Origin of the sequence: Polaromonas sp. (assembly GCF_010365105.1) — a bacterium.
GTDB lineage: Bacteria > Pseudomonadota > Gammaproteobacteria > Burkholderiales > Burkholderiaceae_C > Polaromonas.
The window spans coordinates 36,744-58,890 of sequence record NZ_JAAFGZ010000004.1; the positions used below are offsets into that span (position 1 = coordinate 36,744).

Here is a 22,147-nt window from a genome sequence, read left to right on the forward strand (position 1 = left end):
TCGACGTATCCGGCGGCCGCCATGCTCAACGGACCCGTCCGGGCACCGCCACCGGTTTTTCACCAATTTTTCCGGGCAGCCGGCCATCAAAGATTTCGTCCTCGTGATGCGCCATGAAGGACTTGAGGGTTTCGCGCATGAGCGACGGACTGCGCCGCTCGCACATCATCGAGATGCCCTGCAGCACCATGTTCATCAACACCACCCGGGTTTCAGTGCGGCGCTCGAGCTTGACGGCCACCGGCTTGAACACCAGGTTGGCCAGCAAAATGCCGTAGAACGTGGTCATCAGCGCGACGCCCAGTTGCTGGCCGATGGCCCGCATGTCGCCGCCGCCCAGCAAGCTCATCAGGTTGATCAGGCCAACCAGCGTTCCGAGCATGCCAAAGGCCGGGGCAAAATTCGCCATGACGCGAAACAGTTGCGCTTCGGCCGCCTCGCGTGCGCGCAGGCGCGATATGCGCCATTGCATCAGGTCCAGGATGTCGTCTTCCGGTGTCTGGTCAATCACCAGTTGCACACCGGTCCGCAGGAAGGGGTTGGTCACGTTTTCCAGCGCCCGCTCCACAGCATGCAGATCACCGTTGATCCACAGCTTTGAAATCTGTACCAGCTCCTCGATGTCGTTCTGGGTGTACATGCGCTCGTTGCGCATCACCGTGGCCATCAGGCTGAACACCCGGAACACCTCCTTGAGCGGATAGCTCAGAAATGTCGCCGCCAGGGTGCCGCCCAGCACAATGCCCAGGCTGGGCCAGTCGACGTACATGCGGGGATCGTCGGCCGAGAAAAACAGCACAATCGCCAGCAGCAGCACGCTGGCCAGCATGCCGATCAGCGTGGAAGGGTTCATGCCCCTGATCATGGGCATGGGCGCTCAGGCCTGAAACCGGCACTTGTGGGTAACCAACGCAGGGCTTTTGGGCGCAGGCCAGCAGGATGTGGCAAAAACAAGAATGATGACGCGACTCCTGAAAACATCGCCCAGTTTAAAAAGCTCCCGAAGAATCCTTTTTGCCCATGACAACCCATTCAACTCCTCTCTTCACGCAATTGCTTGCCGCGGCGTCCCTGGCCGTTTTCCTGTCCCCTGCGCAGGCGCAGTCGTTTTGCGCCAGTGATGGCCAGAGCCGGCCGGTCCAGCTCATGGAGCGCTTCATCAATGCCGACTGCGAAACCTGCTGGGCCGACCCGGCCACGCCGCTGCCAGCAAAAAATGCCGTCGCGCTGGACTGGATCGCGCCGGGCCGCCAAGGCGACGATGCGCCGCTGTCGGCCGTGGCCACGCGCGATGCGCTTTCCCGGCTGGAGGCTCTCGGGCAAGGCGTGCCCGCCAGAAGCCAAACGCTTGTGCATGCAGTCACGGGCATCAAGGGTGCGGCGCTGCGCGTGGCCCACGGCTTGCCGGTCGCCGACTACCTGGGTGCTTCCATCGAACTCAGGCCGGTATCGCCTGCTGCCCGCCAGCCCTTGAGCGCCTGGCTGGCGCTGGTGGAAACCCTGCCGGCAGGCCTTGAAGGCTCGCCAGTAGAAAGAAATCTTGTCCGAAATGTACTTTTCCGCCCGTGGGACGGGCGCAAGCAGCTATTGAAAGATGAGCAAAACAGGTTATTTGAAAGTCGCTCCATGAACATTGCACCGGCAGCCAATCCTGACCGCCTGCGCGTCATTGGCTGGGTCGAGGATGAAAAAGGCCGGGTGCTGCTGGCAGCACAATCGCGTTGCATCGCACCTTGACCGCACCAGCCTGCAAGGATATTGCAGCCAATGCCATTCGGCGGGCCGCCAAGCCTCTAGAATCAGTCACCGGGCCCAAGCAATTGCGCCCGGTTTTTTTTGGGAGTTTCACACGTGCGGTGAAGATTTCATAAAAAAACCGGCCAGTCCAAGCGCCTCCTGTTCATCAACAGTTTTTTCTGGGGCTTGGGGAAAATCATGGAAATATTCGACTACGACAACATCCTGCTGCTGCCGCGCAAATGCCGCGTGGAAAGCCGCTCCGAATGCGACGCCAGCGTGACGCTGGGCAGCCGCAGCTTTCGCATTCCGGTGGTGCCGGCGAACATGAAGACGGTGGTCAACGAAGACATCTGCGTCTGGATGGCGCAAAACGGCTACTTTTACGTGATGCACCGCTTTGACCTGGACAATCTGCAGTTTGTCCGTGACATGAAGGAGCGGGGCGTGTATGCGTCCATCTCTCTGGGTGTGAAGCAGCCTGACTACGACACTGTGGACCAGCTGGTGGCCGAAGGCCTGGCGCCGGAATACATCACCATCGACATTGCCCACGGCCATGCCGACACGGTCCAGAAAATGATCCGTTACCTGAAGGAAAAACTGCCGGCAACGTTTGTGATTGCCGGCAATGTGGCCACGCCCGAGGCGGTGATCGACCTGGAAAACTGGGGCGCCGATGCGACCAAGGTCGGCATTGGCCCGGGCAAGGTCTGCATCACCAAGATGAAGACCGGCTTTGGCACCGGCGGCTGGCAGTTGTCTGCGCTCAAGTGGTGCGCCCGCGTGGCGACCAAGCCCATCATTGCCGACGGTGGTATCCGCGAGCACGGCGACATCGGCAAATCCATCCGGTTTGGCGCGACCATGGTCATGATCGGTTCGATGCTGGCGGGCCTCGAAGAAAGCCCGGGACAAACCGTCGAGGTCGATGGCAAGCTGTTCAAGGAATACTACGGCAGCGCTTCGGACTTCAACAAGGGCGAATACAAGCACGTCGAGGGCAAGCGAATCCTGGAGCCGATCAAGGGCAAGCTGGTCGATACGCTGCGCGAGATGGAAGAAGACGTGCAAAGTGCCATCAGCTATTCGGGTGGCACCCGGCTGATGGACATCCGCAAGGTCAACTATGTGGTGCTGGGCGGCAAGAACTCGAATGAAGACCTGATGATGTGAAACAGGCCGCGCGGCGTTTCAGCGGAGCGGCACCTCAAGGCCGAGCAGTTCGAGCGCCAGTTGATTCAGGCGGTGTGAAGGTTCTGTCAGCGCCTCAAGAATGCTGAAATGGTTCAGACCCGGCAGCGATTCGCAGACGGGTACGGTTTCAAGACCCCAGGCTTGCTGGATCAGCCGGTTCTGACGGAGGAACTCATCGCTTTCGTCGCCCCCTGCCACGCTGAAAAGCGTGCCTTGCGGCGGACGCGGCAGCAACACCGGGCTGGCTTGCCTGACCTGCCCGGGGGTCAGCTGCAAATCCTGGAGGAATGGCGTCTGACGAATCGGCTCCAGGTCGTACAGGCCAGAAATCGACAGCGCATTTTTCACCAGGGCTTGCGGCAGATCGGGCGCGTGGGCTGGCCAGTCGCAGGCCAGCAGCATCGCGGCCAGATGCCCGCCAGCAGAATGGCCGGCCACCGTGATGCGCGCAGGGTCACCCCCCTGCTCGGCAACATGCCGCCATGTCCACGCCAGCGCCTTGACCATTTGCCTGACGATGTCCGGAATCGTCACCGCCGGGCACAAGGCGTAGTTGAGCACCACGACGCAGGCTCCGGCCTGCGTGAACGCGGGCGCAATGAAGGAATGATCGGCCTTGTCCAGCGCACGCCAGTAGCCACCGTGTATGAACACCAGCACAGGCGCGCCTTTACCCTGGCTGACACCGCTGGGCGGAAAAATATCCAGTGTTTCTCCAGGCTGCTCGCCGTAAGCCACATCAAGCTGGCAAGGCAACTGTTGGCGCGCACTTTGCGAGTCCGTCGCCCATCGCGTGAAATGTGCCGCATGACCCGGCACCAGCAGCCGGTTGTTGTACATGCTGTCCAGCCATTGCGGACTCCAGGTTTGTTCTTCGCTGTTCATAAGCTTTTCTTTGAAGGATTTACGAACGCCGTATCTTGGCACAAGCCTTTGATGAAGTGCCCATGAAAAAGGCCGCTGCACACCTTTCGGTGGGCAGCGGCCTTTTGTTGTGGAAGCTGATCAAAAAATAATCAGCGTCTCACGTCAGGCTCAGTCGCGAAAAGGCTTGGTGAACTTGCCACCCGGCTTTTTGGCCGCATCGCGAGGCACGAACACCTTGCCGGCTGGGCGGGCAAATGCAGGCTTGCGGTCTGCAAAATCGCCACGGGGCGCAAAGCCTTCGTTGCCGCCGCCAAAGTTGCGGTCTTCACGTGGTGCAAAACCGGCGTTGTTGTTGCCACCGCCAAAACCGCGGTCATCCGGGCGACGGGCGTTGCGGTCATTGAAGCCCGAACGGTCGGCGTAGTTGTTGCCTTGAGGTGCGGCAGGGCGACCCTGGAAAGCGCCGCCACGGTCATCGCGGTTGCCGCCGAAGCCGCCACCGGAATCACGGTTGCCACCAAAACCGCCACCCTGGTTGCCGCCGAAGCCGCCGCCGGAATCACGATTACCGCCAAAACCGCCGCCTGCTGGCTTGCGCCCGGCAAAGCCGCCACGGTCACCGCCGCCGAAGCTGCGGCCACCGCCACCACGGTCATCACGGCCACCGCCGAAATTGCCGCGTGGGCGCTCGGAAGTCGGCGCGAAACGCTGCTGGGGCTCCAGACCGGGAATCGTGCTGGCCTTCAGGTTTTGCTGGGTGTAGTGCTCGATGTCCTGGATCTTGCGACGATCGCGGAATTCGGCAATCGTGATCGCCTGACCTTCGCGACCGGCGCGGCCGGTACGGCCAATGCGGTGCACGTAATCTTCGGCTTTCATCGGCAGGCCGTAGTTGATGACGTGGGTGATGGTCGGAACGTCCAGACCACGGGCAGCCACATCGGTAGCCACCAGGATTTGCACGCGGCCGTCACGGAACGCCATCAGGCGACGGTTGCGCAGGCCCTGGCCCAGCGCGCCGTGCAGTGCAACGGCGCTGAAGCCTTCTTGCACCAGATCATTGGCCAAACCATCGCACTCAACTTGCGTGCAGGCAAAAACGATGGCCTGGTTGATGGTGGTGTCGCGCAGCCAGTGGTCCAGCAGCTTGCGCTTGTGGGTCATGTTGTCGGCCCACAGCAAAGACTGGGTGATCGACGCATGCTTTTCGTGCGGCGAGTCGATTTCGACACGCTGTGGCTGACGCATCACGCGGGTGGCGAGTTGCATGATGCGCGGCGCAAACGTGGCGCTGAACATCATGGTCTGCTTGCGCTCAATGGTGAGCTGATTCACTTCGGTCAGGTCGTCGGCAAAACCGAGGTCGAGCATGCGGTCGGCTTCGTCAACGACGAGGAATTGCACCTTGTCGAGCTTGATCTGCATGCTGCGCTGCAAGTCCAGCAGACGGCCGGGCGTGGCCACGACGAGGTCGGCGTTTTGCAGCTTGGCAATTTGCAACTGGTAAGGAATACCGCCAACGACGTTGGCAACGCGCAGGCCACGGCAGTGACGAACCAGGTCGATCGCGTCGGCGCAGACCTGTTGGGCCAGTTCGCGCGTTGGGCACAGGATCAGGGCGCCGGGGGTGGCGGCCTTGAAGTTGCGCATGTTGGTCGGGTCCTTGCGCTTTGGCTTCTTCAAAGGCGCTTCGCCGCGAGCGACGGCTTCGGCACTCAGGCGTTCAAATTCGGCGCGCTCAAAAAGCTCGGCTTCTTCCTGCTGCTTCAGCAGGGTGTGCAGCACGGGCAGCAAAAACGCAGCGGTCTTGCCGCTACCGGTCTGGCTGGACACCAGCAAGTCGGTGAATTTTGGTGCTTTCGGGTCGGCGTCCAGGGCTTGCATGGCCTTCGGAATGGTGGCCAGCTGCACGGCGGTGGGCTTGGTGAAACCCATGTCAGCAACGGCTTGCAGCAATTCCTTGGCCAGGCCAAGTTTCACAAAGCCGTTAGGCTCGGCAACAACAGCTTCCAGCGAGGTTGCCACGACAACGGGCTCGTCGGAGGAGAAATCGGGAATCACGTGGATTTCCAGGTCGGAAATGGTTTCGGTATTGTCGGACGCAAAGTCGCCGCGGGTCTCAAAAGAGTCAGTCATGTTTTCTTCTCACTAATCCCCTGTCCGCTTCGTTTGTGGCGAATGAACAGGAAAACTCCACCCCCGCGATGCGGAAGGCTTCGTTCATGGTTAATAAAACATCAACCATCAAACGAATATACGGACCAAGAGCGGAACTGCCTTGGTGCGGCGACTCTGAAAATAGAGTCCAAAAGTGTGAGGTAGATGTACAAATGCGGTTAGCACGGTGTGCAACTGCAAGCCCACTATTATGGCATGGTTTGCGGGTTTCTACCAGTTACCCTTGATAAATCAATGTTACTTCTTCACATCATCAAATTTAAAACTCAGTCAGGTTCAGTGAAGAAACTATCATTTAAATAGCAAGGATCCATTGCCCGATATGTGCTGAAGACCAAAAGAGCTTGAAATTACTTCAGAAAATGTTCACGGTAATGCTGCAGTTCGTCAATCGACTCATGCACATCGGCCAGCGCGGTATGGAGCTGGCGTTTCTTGAACGCGCTGCACACCTCGGGCTGCCAGCGTTTGGCCAGTTCCTTGAAGGTACTCACATCGACATTGCGGTAATGAAAAAAGGTTTCCAGTTTAGGCATGTACTTGGCCAGAAAGCGCCGGTCCTGGCCGATGGTGTTGCCGCACATCGGCACCTTGCCCTTGGGCACGTACTTTGCCAGGAAGGCGAGCAATTGCGCCTGCGCGTCTTCCTCGCTCACCGTGCTGGCCTTGACCTTGTCGATCAGGCCGCTGCGGCCGTGCGTGCCTTTGTTCCACTTGTCCATTTTTTCGAGCAATTCGTCGGACTGGTGGATGGCCAGCACCGGGCCTTCGATGCGCGGCGTAAGCTGCGGGCCGGTCACGACCACGGCAATTTCAATGATGCGTTCCTTTTCAGGGTCGAGCCCGGTCATTTCGCAGTCCAGCCAGACCAGGTTCTGGTCGGATTTCTTCAATAAGGGTTCAATCTCTAGCATCCTGCGATTCTCGCCTATCGCCTAAACTCGTCCCCATGACCGACCCCTCTTTTGTATTCACCCTGCTGTTCGCAGCCGTGCTCATGCTCGGGCTGCTGACGAAGTTCTACCTGGCCACGCGGCAGATTCGCCATGTAGCGCAGCATCGGAACCAGGTGCCGGCCGCCTTCGCATCCACCATCAGCCTGGCTTCGCACCAGAAGGCGGCTGACTACACGATTGCCAAGACCCGCCTGGGCATGCTGGAAATGGCGTTCTCTGCCGCGCTGCTGATGGGCTGGACGCTGCTGGGCGGCATCGACACGCTGAACCAGGCCTTGATGCGCTCGGGCCTTGCCGGCTACGGCGCGCTGGTACCGCAACTTGCGCTGCTCGCGGCATTCGGCGTGATCAGCGGCCTGCTCGACTTGCCGTTCACGCTGTACAAAACATTCCGGCTTGAGGAGCGCTTTGGCTTCAACAAGATGACGCTCAAGCTGTATCTAGCCGACCTGCTCAAATCCACTCTGGTCGGCACGGTCGTCGGCCTGCCCATCGTGGCACTGATCCTGTGGCTGATGGGCAGCGCAGGCACCCTGTGGTGGCTGTGGACCTGGGTCGTCTGGATGGGCTTCAACCTGCTGGTGCTGGTGCTGTTTCCAACGGTGATTGCGCCACTGTTCAACAAGTTCAAGCCGCTCGACGATGAAGCGCTGAAGGCGCGCGTCACGGCGCTGATGCAGCGCTGCGGCTTTGCCGCCAAAGGCCTGTTCGTGATGGACGGCAGCCGGCGCTCGGCGCATGCCAATGCCTACTTCACCGGCTTTGGCGCGGCCAAGCGGGTGGTGTTCTACGACACCTTGCTCAAGCAGCTCAATCCGGCCGAGGTCGATGCCGTGCTGGCGCATGAACTGGGCCATTTCAAGCACAAGCACATCATCAAGCGCATCGGCGTGATGTTTGCCATGAGCCTGGTGGGGTTTGCGCTGCTCGGCTGGCTGTCCACCCAGGTCTGGTTTTACACCGGGCTGGGCGTGCGGCCCAACCTGGCGGGCAGCAACGACGCGCTGGCGCTGCTGCTGTTTCTGATGGTCGTGCCGCTGTTCAGCTTCTTTATTTCCCCGCTCATGGCGATGTCGTCGCGCCGGCACGAGTTCGAGGCCGACGCCTACGCCATCTCGCAGACCGACGGCCGGGACCTGCAAAGCGCGCTGCTCAAGCTTTACAAGGACAATGCCAGCACGCTCACGCCGGACCCGGTATTTGTGAAGTTCTACTATTCCCATCCGCCCGCTTCCGAGCGGCTGGGACGCATGGTTCCCATGACCCCCATGACCCCATCTCCTGAAAGCGCAGCCGCATGAGCAACCCGATCCATCAAAACCGACGCGCCCTGAGCGCCACTGAAATCGTCACCCAGCTGAGCAAGCTGAACGGTGAGCAGGCCCTGGGCTGGCGGCTGATTGAGGGCGCGCTGGAGAAAACCTTCAAATTCAAGAACTTTTACGAAACCATCGGTTTTGTGAATGCGGTGGCGTTCATTGCCAACGCGGAAGACCACCATCCGGACCTCGAAGCCAGCTACGGCCAGTGCAAGGTGCGTTTCAACACGCACGATGTCAAGGGCATTTCAGTCAGCGATTTTTTCTGTGCGTCGAAGGTTGACGCCTTGCTGGCTTGAGCAAGCCCTCACGTCCGGCGCGTGCCGGCGCAGCGGCGCTTGCAGGCACGCAGTCAGGCCTGGTGGTGGCCGGCTTTGGCCGCCATGTGATGGTCGAAACCGAATCCGGCGAGCGGGTGATCTGCCATCCACGCGGCAAGAAAAGCCAGGTGGTCGTTGGCGACCGCATTCGCTGGCTGCCGTCCCAGGACGAAGGCACCATCGAAAAAATCGAGGAGCGCAGCAACCTGTTCTACCGCCAGGACGAGATGCGCACCAAGTCGTTTGCCGCCAATCTGGACCAGGTGCTGATCCTGATCGCGGCAGAACCCGAATTCTCTGAAAGCCAGCTGACGCGCGCCCTGATCGCGGCAGAAGCCGAGCGCATCAAGCCCATCATTGCGCTGAACAAGAGGGACCTGGCCGAGCCCTTCGGCCGGGCCTGGGCCAGGCTGGCACCCTACCGGACCATGGGCTACCAGATGCTGCCACTGGCGATCAAGCCCAAAGCCGCGACGGCGCCTGAAGATGCGGGACAGACGCGCGAACTGATGGAACTGCTGCGCAACAAGAAAACGCTGGTGCTCGGCCCGTCCGGCGCCGGAAAAAGCAGCCTGACCAACCTCCTGGTACCGCAGGCCAAGGTGTTGACCGCCGAGATTTCGCAGGCGCTGAACTCCGGCAAGCACACCACCACCAGCACGACGCTGTACTGGGTCGATGAAGCCAGGACGACGGCGTTGATCGACTCGCCGGGCTTCCAGGAATTCGGCCTGCACCACATCGACCCGATGCAACTGGCGAATTACATGCCCGACTTCAAGGCGCATGCGCAGGACTGCAAGTTCTACAACTGCACGCACCTGCATGAACCGGGCTGCGGCGTGATTTCGGAGGTCAAATCGACCGATCACGCAAGCAGCATCAGCAGTAATCGCTATCGTTTGTATAGCGAACTGTTTGAAGAGTTATCACAGACGAGATACTGAAAACGGCAGCCGGCTGGCCGCCTGTTATCCCAATAGTCGCGCCAGCGTCAGCAGCGCCAGCAACACCATCCACAGCACCACCGAACGCCAGACCAGGCCGACGACGCTGCGCAGGTGGGCCACCTCAGGCTCCCGGCAGGACGTTGGTGCCGTGACGGCGGCATCGCCACTGTCGGCCAGTCCGCCCACCTCGAATTCCTGCGAGTCAGCGGGAACCAGCACGGCATCGAGCGCCACGCCCCCAAGCCGCACATTCACCGCACCCGATGTGGCCGCCAGGATCAGCCCGTCGTTGCGGCTGGCCGTGGCGAGGGCCGCACCTGCGGGAAAGCGTTGCGTGTAGTTTCGCCAGGAGTCGATGGCGTCCTCGAAACTGCCGACCACGGCAAAGCCCAGCGACGTGATGCGCGAAGGCACGAAATCGATAACGCCCCAGGCACGGTTGGCCACCTGCTGCAGGGCCGGGCTGGCGCCCTCCCCCGGCGTTCGGCTCTTGTAGCTCCAGTAGCGCGCCACAAACTCGCTCATGCGGTAAAGGACCGCACCGGCCGGCCCGAAGCCCAAAGCGGCCAGCACTGAAAACCAGCCGAGTACGCCAAACACATGGCGGTGGGCGGCAAGCACTGAATATTCGATCACATGGCGAACGATTTCGCTGCGCGGCAGTTCGCTGGCATCCACCTGACGCCATTCAGCCAGCAGTTCGCGGGCCAGGTCTTCGTTGCCGTCGTCCAGCGCATTGCGAATGTCGGTGAAGTAGTGGCTGAACTGCCGGAAACCCAGCGTGACATACAGGACCGCCACGCTCCAGGCAAAGGCCAGCAGGACATTGACCTGCCACAGCAGCCAGTGCACCAGCAGCGTCAGCAGTGTGGGCACCATGACGACAAAAAGCCAGGTGATCCATCCGTGGTGCGGCTTGCCGGCATCCAGGCTGCGGTGGCCCCAGCGCGCCCAGCCCAGGAAAGCGGCATGAACCCAGTTGCCACGGGCCAATGGGCGGGCCTGCTCCAGGATCAGTGCAAACAAAACGGCAAAAAAACTCATGGCAAATCATAACGGACCCCCACGGTCGCCCACTGCGTGTGGCTCCCTGCCCCCCGAGGGGGCCGCTGCCCTTGCAGGGCGCCATGCCGCCAGAGGCGGCGCATCTGAAGGCTGTCCAAGCCCGCGCAGGCGGACTTGGACAGCCTTCAGCCTGCGGCCCGGCGAAGCCGGTTCCTCGGCCCTGACTGTGCTGAAGCGGGCGCCTCTGCGCTTCCCGCTTCGTATGGTTGGGGCGCTGCGCCTGCGGCCCATGCTGTGCGCAATCGAATGCATCCCCGCTGCTTGTGGCTGGCTATTGCCCCCACGTGCCTGACTGCGAGTTGTTTGATATGCGGATGAGGTGAGCTCAGGCGCTCAGGAAACGGTAGAAGTTGCGCAGCATGCCTGCTGTTGCACCCCAGATGTAGCGCTCCCTGGTTTCACTGCCTGCCATCTGGCTCATCGGATCACTGTAGGGCATGGATAGCCACTGTCGCAGCACGCCGTTGAACTCTTTTTCATGGCGCTGGTGGTGCGCAGGGTTCATCAGGAACCGGAGCGGGACTTCAAACACATCGGCTACTTCTCCCGGGTTGGGATGCAGCTGAAAGCCCGGCTTGATGAGCGCCACGACTGGCGTGATGATGAAGGCCGAGCCGGTGACATAGGTCGGCAAAGTGCCCAGCACCTCGACATGGTGGCGCGGCAAAGCTATTTCTTCATGCGCTTCCCGCAGCGCGGTATCGACCGCATCATGGTCGGTGTCGTCGGTGCGGCCGCCCGGAAAGGCAATCTGGCCTGAATGCGTGGACAGGTTGGTCGAGCGCTCGGTCAGCAGCAGCGTGAGTTCATCGCGCATCACCAGAGGCAGCAGGACGGCAGCCAGCGCCGGCGGCCGGTCCGAGAAACTCATTTCCACGCTGTGCTCGGGCGCCCACATCGGCGGATGACGAAAGCGGTCACGCAGCGCTTGCGGCGTGAGCCGGTCAAGGGCAACACCAGCCAGGTGGCTGTCGCTGCCCAGCACCGGAATGGAGCGTGGATCAAAAAAGGGCAGAGATGAAGGCTTGGCGGGTTTCATGGCAGGGCAGGATAGCAAAGCATAAAAAAAGCCGCTCGGTGGAGCGGCTTTTCAAAAGCAACAGGTGCTTGACAGGTGCTTTTACACAGCCGGTGCGGGCTGCACGACCTTGACAGCCTTGACAGCCTTGACGCCCAGCTTTTCCTTGATACGCGCCGACTTGCCGCTGCGGCTGCGCAGGTAGTACAGCTTGGCGCGGCGCACATCGCCCTTGCGCTTGACTTCGATCTTGGCGATCAGCGGGCTGTACACCTGGAAGGTGCGCTCGACGCCTTCGCCATTGGAGATCTTGCGAACAATGAAGCTGGAATTGAGGCCGCGGTTGCGCTTGGCAATCACGACACCTTCAAAAGCCTGCAAACGCTTGCGCGTGCCTTCAACCACGTTCACGCTCACGATGACGGTGTCGCCAGGCGCGTAAACGGGAATGGTCTTGTTCAAGCGGGCAATTTCTTCCTGCTCTAGGGTCTGGATCAGATTCATGATGGTTCCGTTAACTTTTTTCGCTCATGCACGCGCTACGCTAAAGACCGCAAATCCACAGGAATTGATTCAAAAACGAATCAGGTGGTTGCAGTGGCCGCCAGAGGATCGAAAAGCCCATGATTATAGCAATTCAGGCATCCGGGTCCGGATTTTTGGGTAAATCAGCCAGAAAGGCTTCGTCGCCCTTACTCAGGTGTCCAGCCCTGCGAGCTGCCCTAACGAGTTCCGGACGCTGGCGCTGGGTCAGCGCCAGCCGCTGCTCTCGCCGCCAACGTTCGATATGCGCATGGTTGCCCGACATCAGGACAGGCGGCGCTGGCTGGCCGCGCCAGGATTCCGGGCGGGTGTAGTGCGGGCAGTCCAGCAGGCCATCGAGCGCCGGATTGAAACTGTCCATCTGGTGGCTTCCCTCGTCATTCAGCACGCCAGGCTGCAACCGGGCGACGGCATCCAGCAGGGCCATGGCGGCGATTTCACCGCCCGAGAGCACGAAGTCGCCCAGGCTGATCTGAAGATCGACATGGGTGTCAATGAAGCGCTGGTCCAGCCCTTCGTAGCGGCCGCAGATCAGCACCGCGCCGCTGCTGCCGGTTGACCAGCGCTCGACCCTCGCATGGGTCAGCACGTCGCCGACAGGAGAAAAAAGAACCGTGGGTGCATCGGGCGCAGCACAGGCCAGCCGGTCGGCGCGCAGGCTTTCAAGGCAAAGCGTCAATGGCTCGGCCAGCATGACCATGCCCGGACCGCCGCCAAAAGGCCGGTCATCGACACGCCGGTAGCGGCCCTCGGCAAAGTCGCGCGGATTCCAGAGCCGGACCTCGACCAGGCCGGATTCATAGGCGCGTCGCGTCACGCCACTGGTCAGGAAGGGCGCAAAAAGCTCGGGGAACAGGGTGATGACATCAAAGCGCATGAAGGACTACTTTGAAGGCCGGAACACAAAACGCGGAATATAGCAGGGCATGAGGCCACTCAGCAGCATCAAGCGTCAATAGTCGGGTTGCCAGTCAACGGTGATGCTTTTGCCGGCAATATCAACCTTGTCCACATAAGCTGCGACAAAGGGAATCATGCGCTCGGCGGCGGCACTGCTGCCGTCTTCCTGCATGCTGGTGTATTCGATGCACAAGACCGATTGCGGGCCGGTTGTCATCAGGTCGCGGACGCAGCCCAGGGCAACGCCTTCGCGGTTGACCACGTTCAGGCCGATCAAGTCGACCCAGTAGTATTCATCGGACGAAGCGGCTGGAAAGCTGCTGCGCGAAAGGAATATCCGGGTGCCGCGCAAGGCTTCGGCAGGCGTGCGGTCGTCAAGACCGACGAACTTGACCACCACCGAGCCGGAATGGATTTTGGACTCGTCCACCTTGAGGGAGACGGTACCGGAAAAAAGGCTGAAGCCGGGCCGGAACTTGGCGTCAGGCGCCTGCAAATACCAGGTTTCAGCGGAAAGAAGCGCTTCCGGATCGTTGCTGTGCGGCAGGACCTTGAGCCAGCCCTTCACACCCCACGCATCCAGAATGCGCCCGACCTCGATCGCGTCTTCAGGCAGCTTTGACGGTGTCAAACCCGCAGACGGGTGAAGGCCAGGCATCATCGAAAATGACTAAATCAGGCTGCTGCGACTTCGGCAGGCAGTTCAGCGGCAGAAACTGCAACCGAAGCGCCGCCTTGCTTGATCAGACGCAGAACGGTTGGGGACGCCTGGGCGCCAACACCGATCCAGTGGGTAAGACGGTCCTGCACGATGCGCAGGCCTTCTTCGCCGCCTTTGGCAATAGGGTTGTAAAAACCGATACGCTCGATGAAGCGACCATCGCGGCGAACGCGCTTGTCAGCCACAACGATGTTGAAAAATGGACGGTGTTTAGAACCGCCGCGTGAAAGCCGGATGACGACCATGATTTATCCTTGGGTGGCGGGGTAAAAATAACCCCAGTATTCCTGCAGCGCTTGAGACACACGACATGGCCACCCGGCCAGCGAAATGCTGCAAAGCCTGCGATTATAGCTTGCGCTCCCGGTTACACCGCGTGCCGGGCCGTTTTGAGTGGAAAATCATCCCCGTCATCGACGCCACCGATGACAAGATCGAAAATTCATCACCCTCTTTACTTAGCATTCCGCATGCCCCTCCTACGCCCCAGCCGCGACGAAGACATCGCCGCCATCACCGCCATTTATGCCCACCATGTCCTGCATGGCACCGGCACCTTTGAAACCGAGCCGCCCAGTACCGGCGACATGGCGGCCCGGCGGGCCGATGTGCTGTCCAAAGGACTGCCCTATCTGGTGGCCGAACAGGACGGAAAGATTCTGGGTTTTGCCTACGGCAACTGGTTCAAGCCGCGTCCGGCCTACCGGTATTCAGTCGAGGATTCGGTGTATCTTGCGCCGGGCCTGGATCGCAAGGGCCTGGGCCGCGCCCTGCTGGCCGAACTCCTGGCGCATTGCGAGGCGGCGGGGATACGCAAGGTCATGGCCATCATCGGTGATTCGGCCAATGCCGGATCGGTGGGCGTGCATCGCGCACTGGGCTTCCAGCAAGTTGGCATCGTCGAAGCGTGTGGCTGGAAATTTGGCGCGTGGCGCGACATCGTCATCATGCAAAAGACCTTGGGACCTGGCAGTTCGGAGCCGCCAGCCGAGCCGCCCGCCCCATAATCCAGCGCATGCATTCACCCCGTCAAAAAAACAAAACACTCGCCGCCTGGCTGGCCTTCATCGGTGGCCAGCTGGGGCTGCACCGCTTCTACCTGTATGGCTGGCGAGACCTGTGGGCCTGGGCGCATCCATTGATGGCGGCATTGGGCTGGTGGGGAGTCGAGAGGGTAAGGATGTACGGCCAGGACGACCATCTGGCCTGGGTACTGATTCCCCTGCTGGGTTTCACGCTGGCGGGCACGGCGCTGACAGGAATTTATTACGGCTTGATGGCGTCTGAGAAATGGAACGTGATTCACAATCCTGCCACGCCCGATGCACGCGCCGGCAACACCAACTGGCTGACGATAGGCGCTGTCGTGTTTGCCTTGCTGTTTGGCACCATCTCGCTGATGTCGAGCATTGTTTTCAGCTTCCAGCGCTACTTTGAATACCAGGTCGAAGAAGCCCGAAAAATCAGCCAGTAACGCCACGCAAGAACCCGCCTTTACGCGGGCCTGGCGACAGCCGGCGGGCATTTGGCGAGAATCCAGCGCATGACGTCCTTTCACACCCCCGGAGACCGCTGGCTCAGCGCTGCACTTGGCCGCATCGAGGCTGACTTCCAGCGCAGCGCCGACACCCACCTGATTGCCCTGCCGCTGCCTGAATTTGCGGCACGGGGCATTGACTTTTACCTGAAAGACGAATCGACCCACCCGACCGGCAGCCTCAAGCACCGGCTGGCGCGCTCGCTTTTTTTGTATGCGCTGTGCAATGGCTTGATCCATGAATCCTCGACCATCGTCGAGGCGTCCAGTGGCTCCACGGCGGTCAGCGAAGCCTACTTTGCACGTCTGCTGGGCTTGCCATTTGTGGCGGTGATGCCGCGCAACACCTCGCCTGAAAAAGTGGCGCAAATCACCTTCTATGGCGGGCGCTGCCACTGGGTTGATACCGCCGCGCAGGTGCATGATGTCGCCCGGCAGCTGGCCATCGACACCCAGGGCCATTACATGGACCAGTTCACCTACGCCGAACGCGCCACCGACTGGCGCGGCAACAACAACATCGCCCAGAGCATGTTCAGCCAGATGGCGCATGAACGCCATCCGGTCCCGCGCTGGATCGTGGTGGGCGCCGGCACGGGCGGTACCAGCGCCACGATTGGCCGCTATGTGCGCTACCAGCGCCACGCCAGCCAGCTGTGCGTGGCCGATCCGGCCGGATCGGTCTTTACCGAATACCACCGGACCGGCAACGCGGGCTTGATTGGGGCGGGCTCGCGCATCGAGGGCATTGGACGGCCGCGTGTTGAAGCCAGCTTTATTCGCACCGTCATTGACCGGATGATTGAAGTGCCCGACACCGAGTCGCTGGCCGCCATGCAGGCGCTTGGCCAGTTGCTGGGGCGACGCGTCGGACCGTCCACCGGAACCAATTTTTTTGCCATGCTGACGCTGGCCCGTGAAATGCTGGCGCTTGGCGAACAGGGCTCGCTGTTGTCGCTGCTGTGTGATGCAGGCGAGCGTTATTTGCCGACTTACCACGACGCTCACTGGGTGCTAGACCAAATCGGCGACTGCACACCGGCACGCCACCGCATCGAACGGCTGATGCGGCCCGTGCTGGAGTGCTGACATGGGCGCCGATCTGACTGACTCCCTGCCAATGCCGCCCCGCAGCGCGCTGCGCCGCCGCCTGCTGCTTGCCAGCTTTACCGGACTGGGCGGCGCAGCCTTCAACACACCCGTTCTCGCCCTGCCTGCCAAAACACTGGTGTTCCCGCGCGACCGCGGTGCGCATCCCGACTTTCGCACCGAATGGTGGTACATCACCGGCCAGGCCAGCACCGACGCAGCCAGTCCGCGACGCTTCGGTTTCCAGCTCACCTTCTTTCGCTCGCGAGTCGATGGCACGGAACAGATGAAGTCGAACTTTGCTACCCGTCAACTGATTTTTGCGCACGCCGCCGTGACCGATGTGCAGGGTGGCAAGCTCTGGCATGACCAGCGCATCGCCCGCGAAGGCTTTGGCGTGGCGTCGGCCAGCCCGCAGGACATGGCGCTCAAACTGCGCGACTGGACCTTGACCGCCAACGGCCCGCGCTACGCCGCCGAGCTGCCGGCCACCGACTTCGGCCTGAGCCTGCAATTCGAGGAAACGCAAAGCGTGCTGCTGCAAGGCAAGCAGGGCCTGTCGCGCAAAGGCCCGGAAGAAAAACAGGCCAGCTACTACTACAGCCAGCCCCAGCTGGCCACGCACGGCCGCCTGCAAATCAAGGGCCAGACGTTTGAAGTCACCGGCAAGGCCTGGCTGGACCACGAATGGAGCGAAGAAATCCTCGCCCCCGGCGCGGTGGGCTGGGACTGGATCGGCATGAACCTGGACGACGGCGGCGCCCTCACCGCCTTTCGGCTGCGCGACAAAGATGGCAATGCCATCTGGGCAGGCGGCTCCTGGCGGTCTGCCACCGGCGAACTGCGTATTTTCAGTGCCAGCGATGTCAGCTTCAGCCCCCTGCAGCATTGGACCAGCCCGCTCACGCAGATCAGCTACCCGGTACAGTGGCGCGTAAAAACGCCCGCAGGCATTTACACCGTGAAAACGCTGCTCGACAACCAGGAACTTGACAGCCGCAACTCCACCGGATCGATTTACTGGGAAGGCCTGAGCGAGTTGCTGGACAGCCAGGGCCGGCGCGTGGGGAGCGGGTATCTGGAGATGACGGGGTATGGACAGGCGCTGCGGATGTGATTGCAGGCCATCCTTGTCGGTGCTGTGGCTACTGAAAGTAGCGAACGAAATGCCCAGGCTGATTCAGCAGTCGGGTGGAACGCAAAACAAATGTGCCGCTTATCATGAATTTTTTACACCTGTTTTTTTGTACGGCTTGTCGTGTGCCAAGACCCGCTGCGAGCCATTTTCCGAACAAAGCCATGCCCAGAAAATCCCACCACTCCCAGTTTATCCCGCAGGTTTCGCGGGATACATTTCTTTAGACCGTTATGTCGTTCGTACTATCCGACAACTCAGTCTACGAGCCTTTCCATCGAATACTTCTTGTTCGGCAAAACGCCCTGGATGAAACGATCGAGGTGTGTTGCCATGGAATCGCGAATACTTGTGACTTGCCACATCCGGTAGACGCCCTTGCACTGGTCAGGAAGACTCCACCGGAAGCAGCAAGCAAACAAATCGAAGACGCAAAAGCCCTGGCTTGCACAGCCCAGCGGGAAATGGAAAATGGCTTTGCGAGCATCTTTGAAATGGCCACGGTCTTACTTTGGGGCGCATTAGAAATGGCGGTTAGAGACTTCGTTACGCTTTGGTTGGCCAAGCATCCACAAGCTCGCGAGTCTGATGTACTTGGCCGGATCAAGCTGCGCTTTGCAGATTTCACCTCGCTCAGTCCGGATGAATTCCATGAGTCTGTTGTCGGGCAAATTGAGCGAGAGACAGCTGCCCATCTGAAAAAGGGAATGGATCGATTCGATGCACTTCTTTCTGCTGCCCGAATTTCAGTTCCCGTTGAAGCCGCGCTTCGTCAGCCGCTTCTTGCGCTTTCAGAGGTAAGCAACGCACTTGTTCACAAGGACGGAACCGTTGATCGGCGACTTGCGCAATCATGTCCCTGGCTGGAACTGAAAGAGCGAGGAACTATGCGTGTGTCACGCGACAGGTACATGAAGTACAACAGATCAGTTGGAAACTATGCGGCCTGCATTCCAAAAACAGCCCCTATGGGGGTGGAGTCACGCAAGCAACAAGCATCAAACGGCAGGCCTGAGGGCCAAGCTGTGCTGCCCATTTCTAGAAAAGGCGACACGCCATGATCGACCCCAGCCGGGAAGCGCTACCCCTGCTGCGCTGGGCGGCCCGTTTAGGCTACGCCGGCTTATTACCTTTCGTAATTCTGGCAGTGGCTACGTGGATTGCGCCCCCGGCCTACCGTGCGCAGGCAGGCCATGCCCTGTTGGCCTATGGCGCCACCATTGCCAGCTTTTTGGGCGCAATTCATTGGGGCCTAGCCATGCGAGAGCCGCTGGCGCCACAACTCGGGCCGTTTGTGTGGGGCGTCTTTCCCAGCCTGGTTGCTTGGGTGGCACTGCTGCTGCCGCTTTCGCAAGGGCTGGTCACGCTGGCGCTGCTGCTTGGCATCTGCCTGATGGTGGACTGGCGCAGATACCCCACTTATGGGCTGAGGAAATGGCTCACGATGCGTCTGCACCTCACGCTGGTCGCTGCCGTTTGCCTTCTGGCGGGGGCAGTAGCGGCTTGATGCTTTCAGACGTTAACGTATCACGTAGGGTGGAGTCGGCGAGGGAAAACCGGACGCTGTTTGAAGCGATTGAAGCCCAGTTCGAGCTGAATGAATCCGGGGCGGCAACGCTGATGCGCTCGCACATGAAAGCGAGTCCGTTTCCCATGTGGCACAAGCGCATGGCTGGGCAGGTAACCAAGCACCGCGCCCAGCATCGCGGTCAATCAAACAGCCATCATTGATTGGTCGACTCCGATGGCTTGCTGCGATTAACCAGCAAGCGCCTCCCATCAAGGGTCACATTCTCATGCCCTGCCGGTCAGCACCGCCACAAACCCCACCACAGCAAGGCCCGGCGCAACGCATGACAATCAAACCCATGAAATCCCTCCACACCATTGCCCTTTCCATGCTTGACCTGGTTTCCGTGCGCGAAGGCGGTACGGTAGCCGACGCGCTGGCGATTGCCTTGCGCACCGCCCAGCATGCCGAACGGCTCGGCTTCAAGCGCTACTGGCTGGCCGAGCACCACAACATGCCAGGCATCGCCAGTTCGGCCACGGCCGTGCTGGTCGGCCACATCGCCGGTGGCACACACACCATTCGCGTGGGATCGGGCGGCGTCATGCTGCCCAACCATGCGCCGCTGGTGGTGGCCGAGGCCTTTGGCACGCTGGCCGAGTTGTACCCGGACCGCATCGACCTGGGCCTGGGCCGCGCGCCGGGCACCGACCAGGCGACCATGCGCGCACTGCGGCGCGAACGCACCGAGACGGCAGATGATTTTCCGCAGGACGTGGCCGAACTGCAGCGGCTTTTGGGGCCAGCCCAACCCGGCCAGCGTCTGATCGCCATGCCGGGCGCCGGCACCAATGTGCCGATCTGGCTGCTAGGCTCCAGCCTGTTTTCGGCGCAACTGGCGGCCGAACGCGGCCTGCCCTATGCGTTTGCCTCGCATTTCGCGCCGCGCATGCTGCTGCAGGCGATTGGGCTGTATCGACAGAACTTCAAACCGTCCGCCATGCTGGCCAAACCGTATGTGGCGATTGGCGTGCCACTGATTGCCGCGCCGACCGACGAGGAAGCCGATTTCCTGGCGAGCAGTACCTACCAGCGCGTGCTGGGCATCCTGACCGGCGAGCGGCGCGGCCTGCTGCCGCCGACGGCCAATTTCCTGGCCCAGCGACATCCGCAAGAGCGCGCGGCCATCGGCGACTTCCTGGCCGCCGCTGTGATTGGCGGCCCCGACACCGTGCATGAAGGCCTGGACGCACTGGCGCAGGCCACGAACGCCGACGAGTTCATGCTGGTTTGCGACATCTACGACCCGGCCTTGCGGCTGCGCTCGCTGGACATTGCTGCCGCTGCGCTGCAAGCCGTGGCGGCCTGATGGGCTGAACCGACGCTCTCGCCTGACCAACGGTATTGCTATTTAATTAATAGCTTCATTGCAATACAGGACATGCGGAAAAAGCACTTTTCATGCTTAAAATTTGTTGCAGCAGCCCTGCGCTGCTGCTTCTCCGGCGATCAGTGCGCGCCAGCGGCCGCGTCGGCACTGCCTGCACCCGCATGCGTCGGCCGCGTCAGGTAGATCAGCGGAATCAACAGCAAAAAGATCAGCGCTGATGCATAAAACACGTCGTTGGCGGCCAGCATGTAGGCCTGCTGGTCCACCAGCCGGTTGATGGCGCCCAGCCCCTGCTCGGGCGACAGTCCGGCGCCGGCCAGGCCCGACAGCGCACTGTTGGCCGCCACGCTGCCTGTGTTGACATATTCGCTGAGCTGCGCATGGTGCATGGCGGCGCGGTTCTGCCAGACCGTGGTGGCAATCGAGGTGCCGAAGGAGCCGGCCAGGATACGCACGAAGTTGGACAGTCCCGAAGCCGCTGGAATCCTGTCATACGGCAGGCCCGACAGTGTGATGGTGACCAGTGGAATGAAAAAGCAGGCCATCGCGATACCCTGGATCAGGGTCGGAATCAGGATGGTGCCCATGTCGGCCTGGGTGTTGAAGTGGGAGCGCATCCACAGCACCAGCGCAAACACGGCGAACGCCACGGTGGCAAAGTGGCGCGGGTCGGTCTTGCCGATGTTCTTGCCGACCAGCGGCGACAGCAGCAAGGCCAACACCCCCACGGGCGCCAGCACCATGCCCGCCTGCGTGGCGGTGTAGCCCATGTACTGCTGCAGCCACAGCGGCAGCAGCACGACATTGCCGAAAAACAGGCCATAACCGACTGAAAGCGCCAGCGCACCGGCCCAGAAATTGCGTCTTTTAAAGAGGCTGAGGTCAACCACCGGATGCTCCTCGGTCAGCTCCCAGATCACGAAGGCGATCAGCCCGACCAGCGCGACAATGGCCAGCGCAATGACCTCGCCGGAATGGAACCAGTCCAGCTCCTTCCCCTTGTCCAGCATGATCTGCAGCGCGCCGACCCAGATCACCAGCAGCGCCAGTCCGATCGAGTCGATCGGCAGCTTGCGGGTCTGGCTTTCGCGCTTGTGAAAGATGCTCCAGGTGATGAAAGCCGCGCCAAAGCCGACCGGGATGTTGATGTAGAAAATCCACGGCCACGAAATGTTGTCGGTGATCCAGCCGCCCAGCAGCGGCCCCATGACCGGCGCGACCAGGGTGGTCATGGACCACAGCGCCATCGCCACCCCGGCCAGCGCCTTCGGGTAACTCGACAGCAGCAGCGCCTGCGACAGCGGAATCATCGGCCCGGCCACCAGCCCCTGCAGCACGCGGAAAAAAATCAGCGTCGTCATGTTCGGCGCCAGCCCGCACAGCCAGGACGTGATCACGAACAGGATGATGCTGGTGGTGAACAGCCGTACCTGGCCGAATCGCTGCGACAGCCAGCCGGTCAGCGGCACGGCAATCGCATTGGCCACGCCAAAGCTGGTGATGACCCAGGTGCCCTGGGTCGGGCTGACGCCCAGGTCGCCGGCAATCGCCGGCAGCGACACGTTCGCAATCGACGTGTCGAGCACGTTCATGAACGTGGCGGCCGACAGCGCCAGCGTGCCCCAGAGGCGGGCCGAGCCACTCAAGGGCGGCGGCGGAAGGTAATCAGAAACAGAAGGGGTTGCGGACGCCATGAAAGCCTTGACGGAACGGTA

The 22,147-nt window shown here is 61.0% G+C and carries 24 protein-coding genes; 13 read left to right on the forward strand and 11 right to left on the reverse strand.

What is annotated here, in order from left to right; all coding sequences use genetic code 11:
- Nucleotides 1–25: 25 nt before the first annotated feature.
- Entirely contained in the window at nucleotides 26–853 is an 828-nt protein-coding gene (locus GZ092_RS03510; protein WP_293634403.1) for a MotA/TolQ/ExbB proton channel family protein, read from the reverse strand.
- Nucleotides 854–1,020: 167 nt separating this feature from the next.
- Here GZ092_RS03510 and GZ092_RS03515 point away from each other — a divergent pair, with 167 nt between their 5' ends.
- Both GZ092_RS03515 and GZ092_RS03520 read left to right on the forward strand, forming a co-directional pair.
- Nucleotides 1,021–1,737 carry a hypothetical protein gene (locus tag GZ092_RS03515; RefSeq protein ID WP_293634405.1) on the forward strand — a complete coding sequence of 239 codons (717 nt, stop codon included), beginning with the start codon at nucleotides 1,021–1,023 and terminating at the stop codon, nucleotides 1,735–1,737.
- Nucleotides 1,738–1,935: 198 nt separating this feature from the next.
- The gene (locus GZ092_RS03520) at nucleotides 1,936–2,913 is read left to right on the forward strand and encodes a GMP reductase (protein WP_293634407.1); all 978 of its coding nucleotides are present in this window, start codon (nucleotides 1,936–1,938) and stop codon (nucleotides 2,911–2,913) included.
- An 18-nt stretch (nucleotides 2,914–2,931) separates the two neighbouring features.
- Here the strand turns inward: GZ092_RS03520 and GZ092_RS03525 are convergent, their stop codons facing one another.
- From GZ092_RS03525 to orn, 3 genes are all read right to left on the reverse strand, one after another.
- Nucleotides 2,932–3,819, reverse strand: a complete 888-nt coding sequence (locus GZ092_RS03525) for an alpha/beta hydrolase (RefSeq protein ID WP_293634409.1) — start codon at nucleotides 3,817–3,819, stop codon at nucleotides 2,932–2,934.
- 150 nt (nucleotides 3,820–3,969) lie between these two features.
- Nucleotides 3,970–5,937, reverse strand: coding sequence for a DEAD/DEAH box helicase (locus GZ092_RS03530; RefSeq protein WP_293634411.1), 1,968 nt, complete (start codon nucleotides 5,935–5,937; stop codon nucleotides 3,970–3,972).
- Between the two features lie 392 nt (nucleotides 5,938–6,329).
- Nucleotides 6,330–6,893, reverse strand: coding sequence for an oligoribonuclease (gene orn, locus GZ092_RS03535; protein ID WP_293634412.1), 564 nt, complete (start codon nucleotides 6,891–6,893; stop codon nucleotides 6,330–6,332).
- A gap of 35 nt (nucleotides 6,894–6,928) precedes the next feature.
- On the opposite strand from orn, the gene GZ092_RS03540 reads away from it, so the two are divergent.
- From GZ092_RS03540 to rsgA, 3 genes are all read left to right on the forward strand, one after another.
- Entirely contained in the window at nucleotides 6,929–8,236 is a 1,308-nt protein-coding gene (locus GZ092_RS03540) for a M48 family metallopeptidase (protein WP_293634413.1), read from the forward strand.
- A complete protein-coding gene (locus GZ092_RS03545; RefSeq protein WP_293634414.1) occupies nucleotides 8,233–8,553 on the forward strand; it encodes a 4a-hydroxytetrahydrobiopterin dehydratase in 321 nt (106 codons plus the stop codon). Before GZ092_RS03540 ends, GZ092_RS03545 begins: the two co-directional genes overlap by 4 nt.
- Before the next feature lie 89 nt (nucleotides 8,554–8,642).
- Nucleotides 8,643–9,521, forward strand: coding sequence for a ribosome small subunit-dependent GTPase A (gene rsgA, locus GZ092_RS03550; RefSeq protein WP_293634632.1), 879 nt, complete (start codon nucleotides 8,643–8,645; stop codon nucleotides 9,519–9,521).
- 24 nt (nucleotides 9,522–9,545) lie between these two features.
- Here the strand turns inward: rsgA and GZ092_RS03555 are convergent, their stop codons facing one another.
- From GZ092_RS03555 to rpsP, 6 genes are all read right to left on the reverse strand, one after another.
- Nucleotides 9,546–10,568, reverse strand: a complete 1,023-nt coding sequence (locus GZ092_RS03555) for a CobD/CbiB family protein (protein ID WP_293634415.1) — start codon at nucleotides 10,566–10,568, stop codon at nucleotides 9,546–9,548.
- Between the two features lie 346 nt (nucleotides 10,569–10,914).
- Nucleotides 10,915–11,628, reverse strand: coding sequence for a CoA pyrophosphatase (locus GZ092_RS03560; RefSeq protein ID WP_293634417.1), 714 nt, complete (start codon nucleotides 11,626–11,628; stop codon nucleotides 10,915–10,917).
- Between the two features lie 81 nt (nucleotides 11,629–11,709).
- The gene (gene rplS / locus GZ092_RS03565; RefSeq protein WP_293634419.1) at nucleotides 11,710–12,111 is read right to left on the reverse strand and encodes a 50S ribosomal protein L19; all 402 of its coding nucleotides are present in this window, start codon (nucleotides 12,109–12,111) and stop codon (nucleotides 11,710–11,712) included.
- 133 nt (nucleotides 12,112–12,244) lie between these two features.
- Nucleotides 12,245–13,027: a tRNA (guanosine(37)-N1)-methyltransferase TrmD gene (gene trmD, locus GZ092_RS03570; RefSeq protein ID WP_293634421.1), complete on the reverse strand. Its 783-nt coding sequence runs from the start codon at nucleotides 13,025–13,027 to the stop codon at nucleotides 12,245–12,247.
- A gap of 75 nt (nucleotides 13,028–13,102) precedes the next feature.
- Nucleotides 13,103–13,711, reverse strand: coding sequence for a ribosome maturation factor RimM (gene rimM, locus GZ092_RS03575; RefSeq protein ID WP_293634422.1), 609 nt, complete (start codon nucleotides 13,709–13,711; stop codon nucleotides 13,103–13,105).
- Between the two features lie 14 nt (nucleotides 13,712–13,725).
- Nucleotides 13,726–14,016: a 30S ribosomal protein S16 gene (gene rpsP / locus GZ092_RS03580; protein ID WP_029524409.1), complete on the reverse strand. Its 291-nt coding sequence runs from the start codon at nucleotides 14,014–14,016 to the stop codon at nucleotides 13,726–13,728.
- A gap of 225 nt (nucleotides 14,017–14,241) precedes the next feature.
- Here rpsP and GZ092_RS03585 point away from each other — a divergent pair, with 225 nt between their 5' ends.
- From GZ092_RS03585 to GZ092_RS03620, 8 genes are all read left to right on the forward strand, one after another.
- Nucleotides 14,242–14,778 carry a GNAT family N-acetyltransferase gene (locus GZ092_RS03585; protein ID WP_293634428.1) on the forward strand — a complete coding sequence of 179 codons (537 nt, stop codon included), beginning with the start codon at nucleotides 14,242–14,244 and terminating at the stop codon, nucleotides 14,776–14,778.
- Nucleotides 14,779–14,786: 8 nt separating this feature from the next.
- Nucleotides 14,787–15,245, forward strand: coding sequence for a hypothetical protein (locus GZ092_RS03590; protein WP_293634430.1), 459 nt, complete (start codon nucleotides 14,787–14,789; stop codon nucleotides 15,243–15,245).
- A 69-nt stretch (nucleotides 15,246–15,314) separates the two neighbouring features.
- Nucleotides 15,315–16,397 carry a PLP-dependent cysteine synthase family protein gene (locus GZ092_RS03595; RefSeq protein ID WP_293634432.1) on the forward strand — a complete coding sequence of 361 codons (1,083 nt, stop codon included), beginning with the start codon at nucleotides 15,315–15,317 and terminating at the stop codon, nucleotides 16,395–16,397.
- Between the two features lies 1 nt (nucleotide 16,398).
- Nucleotides 16,399–17,514, forward strand: a complete 1,116-nt coding sequence (locus tag GZ092_RS03600; RefSeq protein ID WP_293634434.1) for a lipocalin-like domain-containing protein — start codon at nucleotides 16,399–16,401, stop codon at nucleotides 17,512–17,514.
- Between the two features lie 374 nt (nucleotides 17,515–17,888).
- A complete protein-coding gene (locus GZ092_RS03605; RefSeq protein ID WP_293634436.1) occupies nucleotides 17,889–18,593 on the forward strand; it encodes a hypothetical protein in 705 nt (234 codons plus the stop codon).
- Nucleotides 18,590–19,039 (forward strand): DUF3429 domain-containing protein, encoded by a 450-nt coding sequence (locus GZ092_RS03610; protein ID WP_293634438.1) that lies wholly within the window; start codon nucleotides 18,590–18,592, stop codon nucleotides 19,037–19,039. Before GZ092_RS03605 ends, GZ092_RS03610 begins: the two co-directional genes overlap by 4 nt.
- Nucleotides 19,039–19,263: a DUF2805 domain-containing protein gene (locus GZ092_RS03615; protein ID WP_293634634.1), complete on the forward strand. Its 225-nt coding sequence runs from the start codon at nucleotides 19,039–19,041 to the stop codon at nucleotides 19,261–19,263. The genes GZ092_RS03610 and GZ092_RS03615 overlap by 1 nt, the downstream gene beginning before the upstream one ends.
- Before the next feature lie 137 nt (nucleotides 19,264–19,400).
- The gene (locus tag GZ092_RS03620) at nucleotides 19,401–20,411 is read left to right on the forward strand and encodes an LLM class flavin-dependent oxidoreductase (RefSeq protein WP_293634440.1); all 1,011 of its coding nucleotides are present in this window, start codon (nucleotides 19,401–19,403) and stop codon (nucleotides 20,409–20,411) included.
- Nucleotides 20,412–20,551: 140 nt separating this feature from the next.
- On the opposite strand, the gene GZ092_RS03625 is transcribed toward GZ092_RS03620, so the two are convergent.
- Nucleotides 20,552–22,126 (reverse strand): DHA2 family efflux MFS transporter permease subunit, encoded by a 1,575-nt coding sequence (locus GZ092_RS03625; protein WP_293634442.1) that lies wholly within the window; start codon nucleotides 22,124–22,126, stop codon nucleotides 20,552–20,554.
- Nucleotides 22,127–22,147 lie beyond the last annotated feature (21 nt).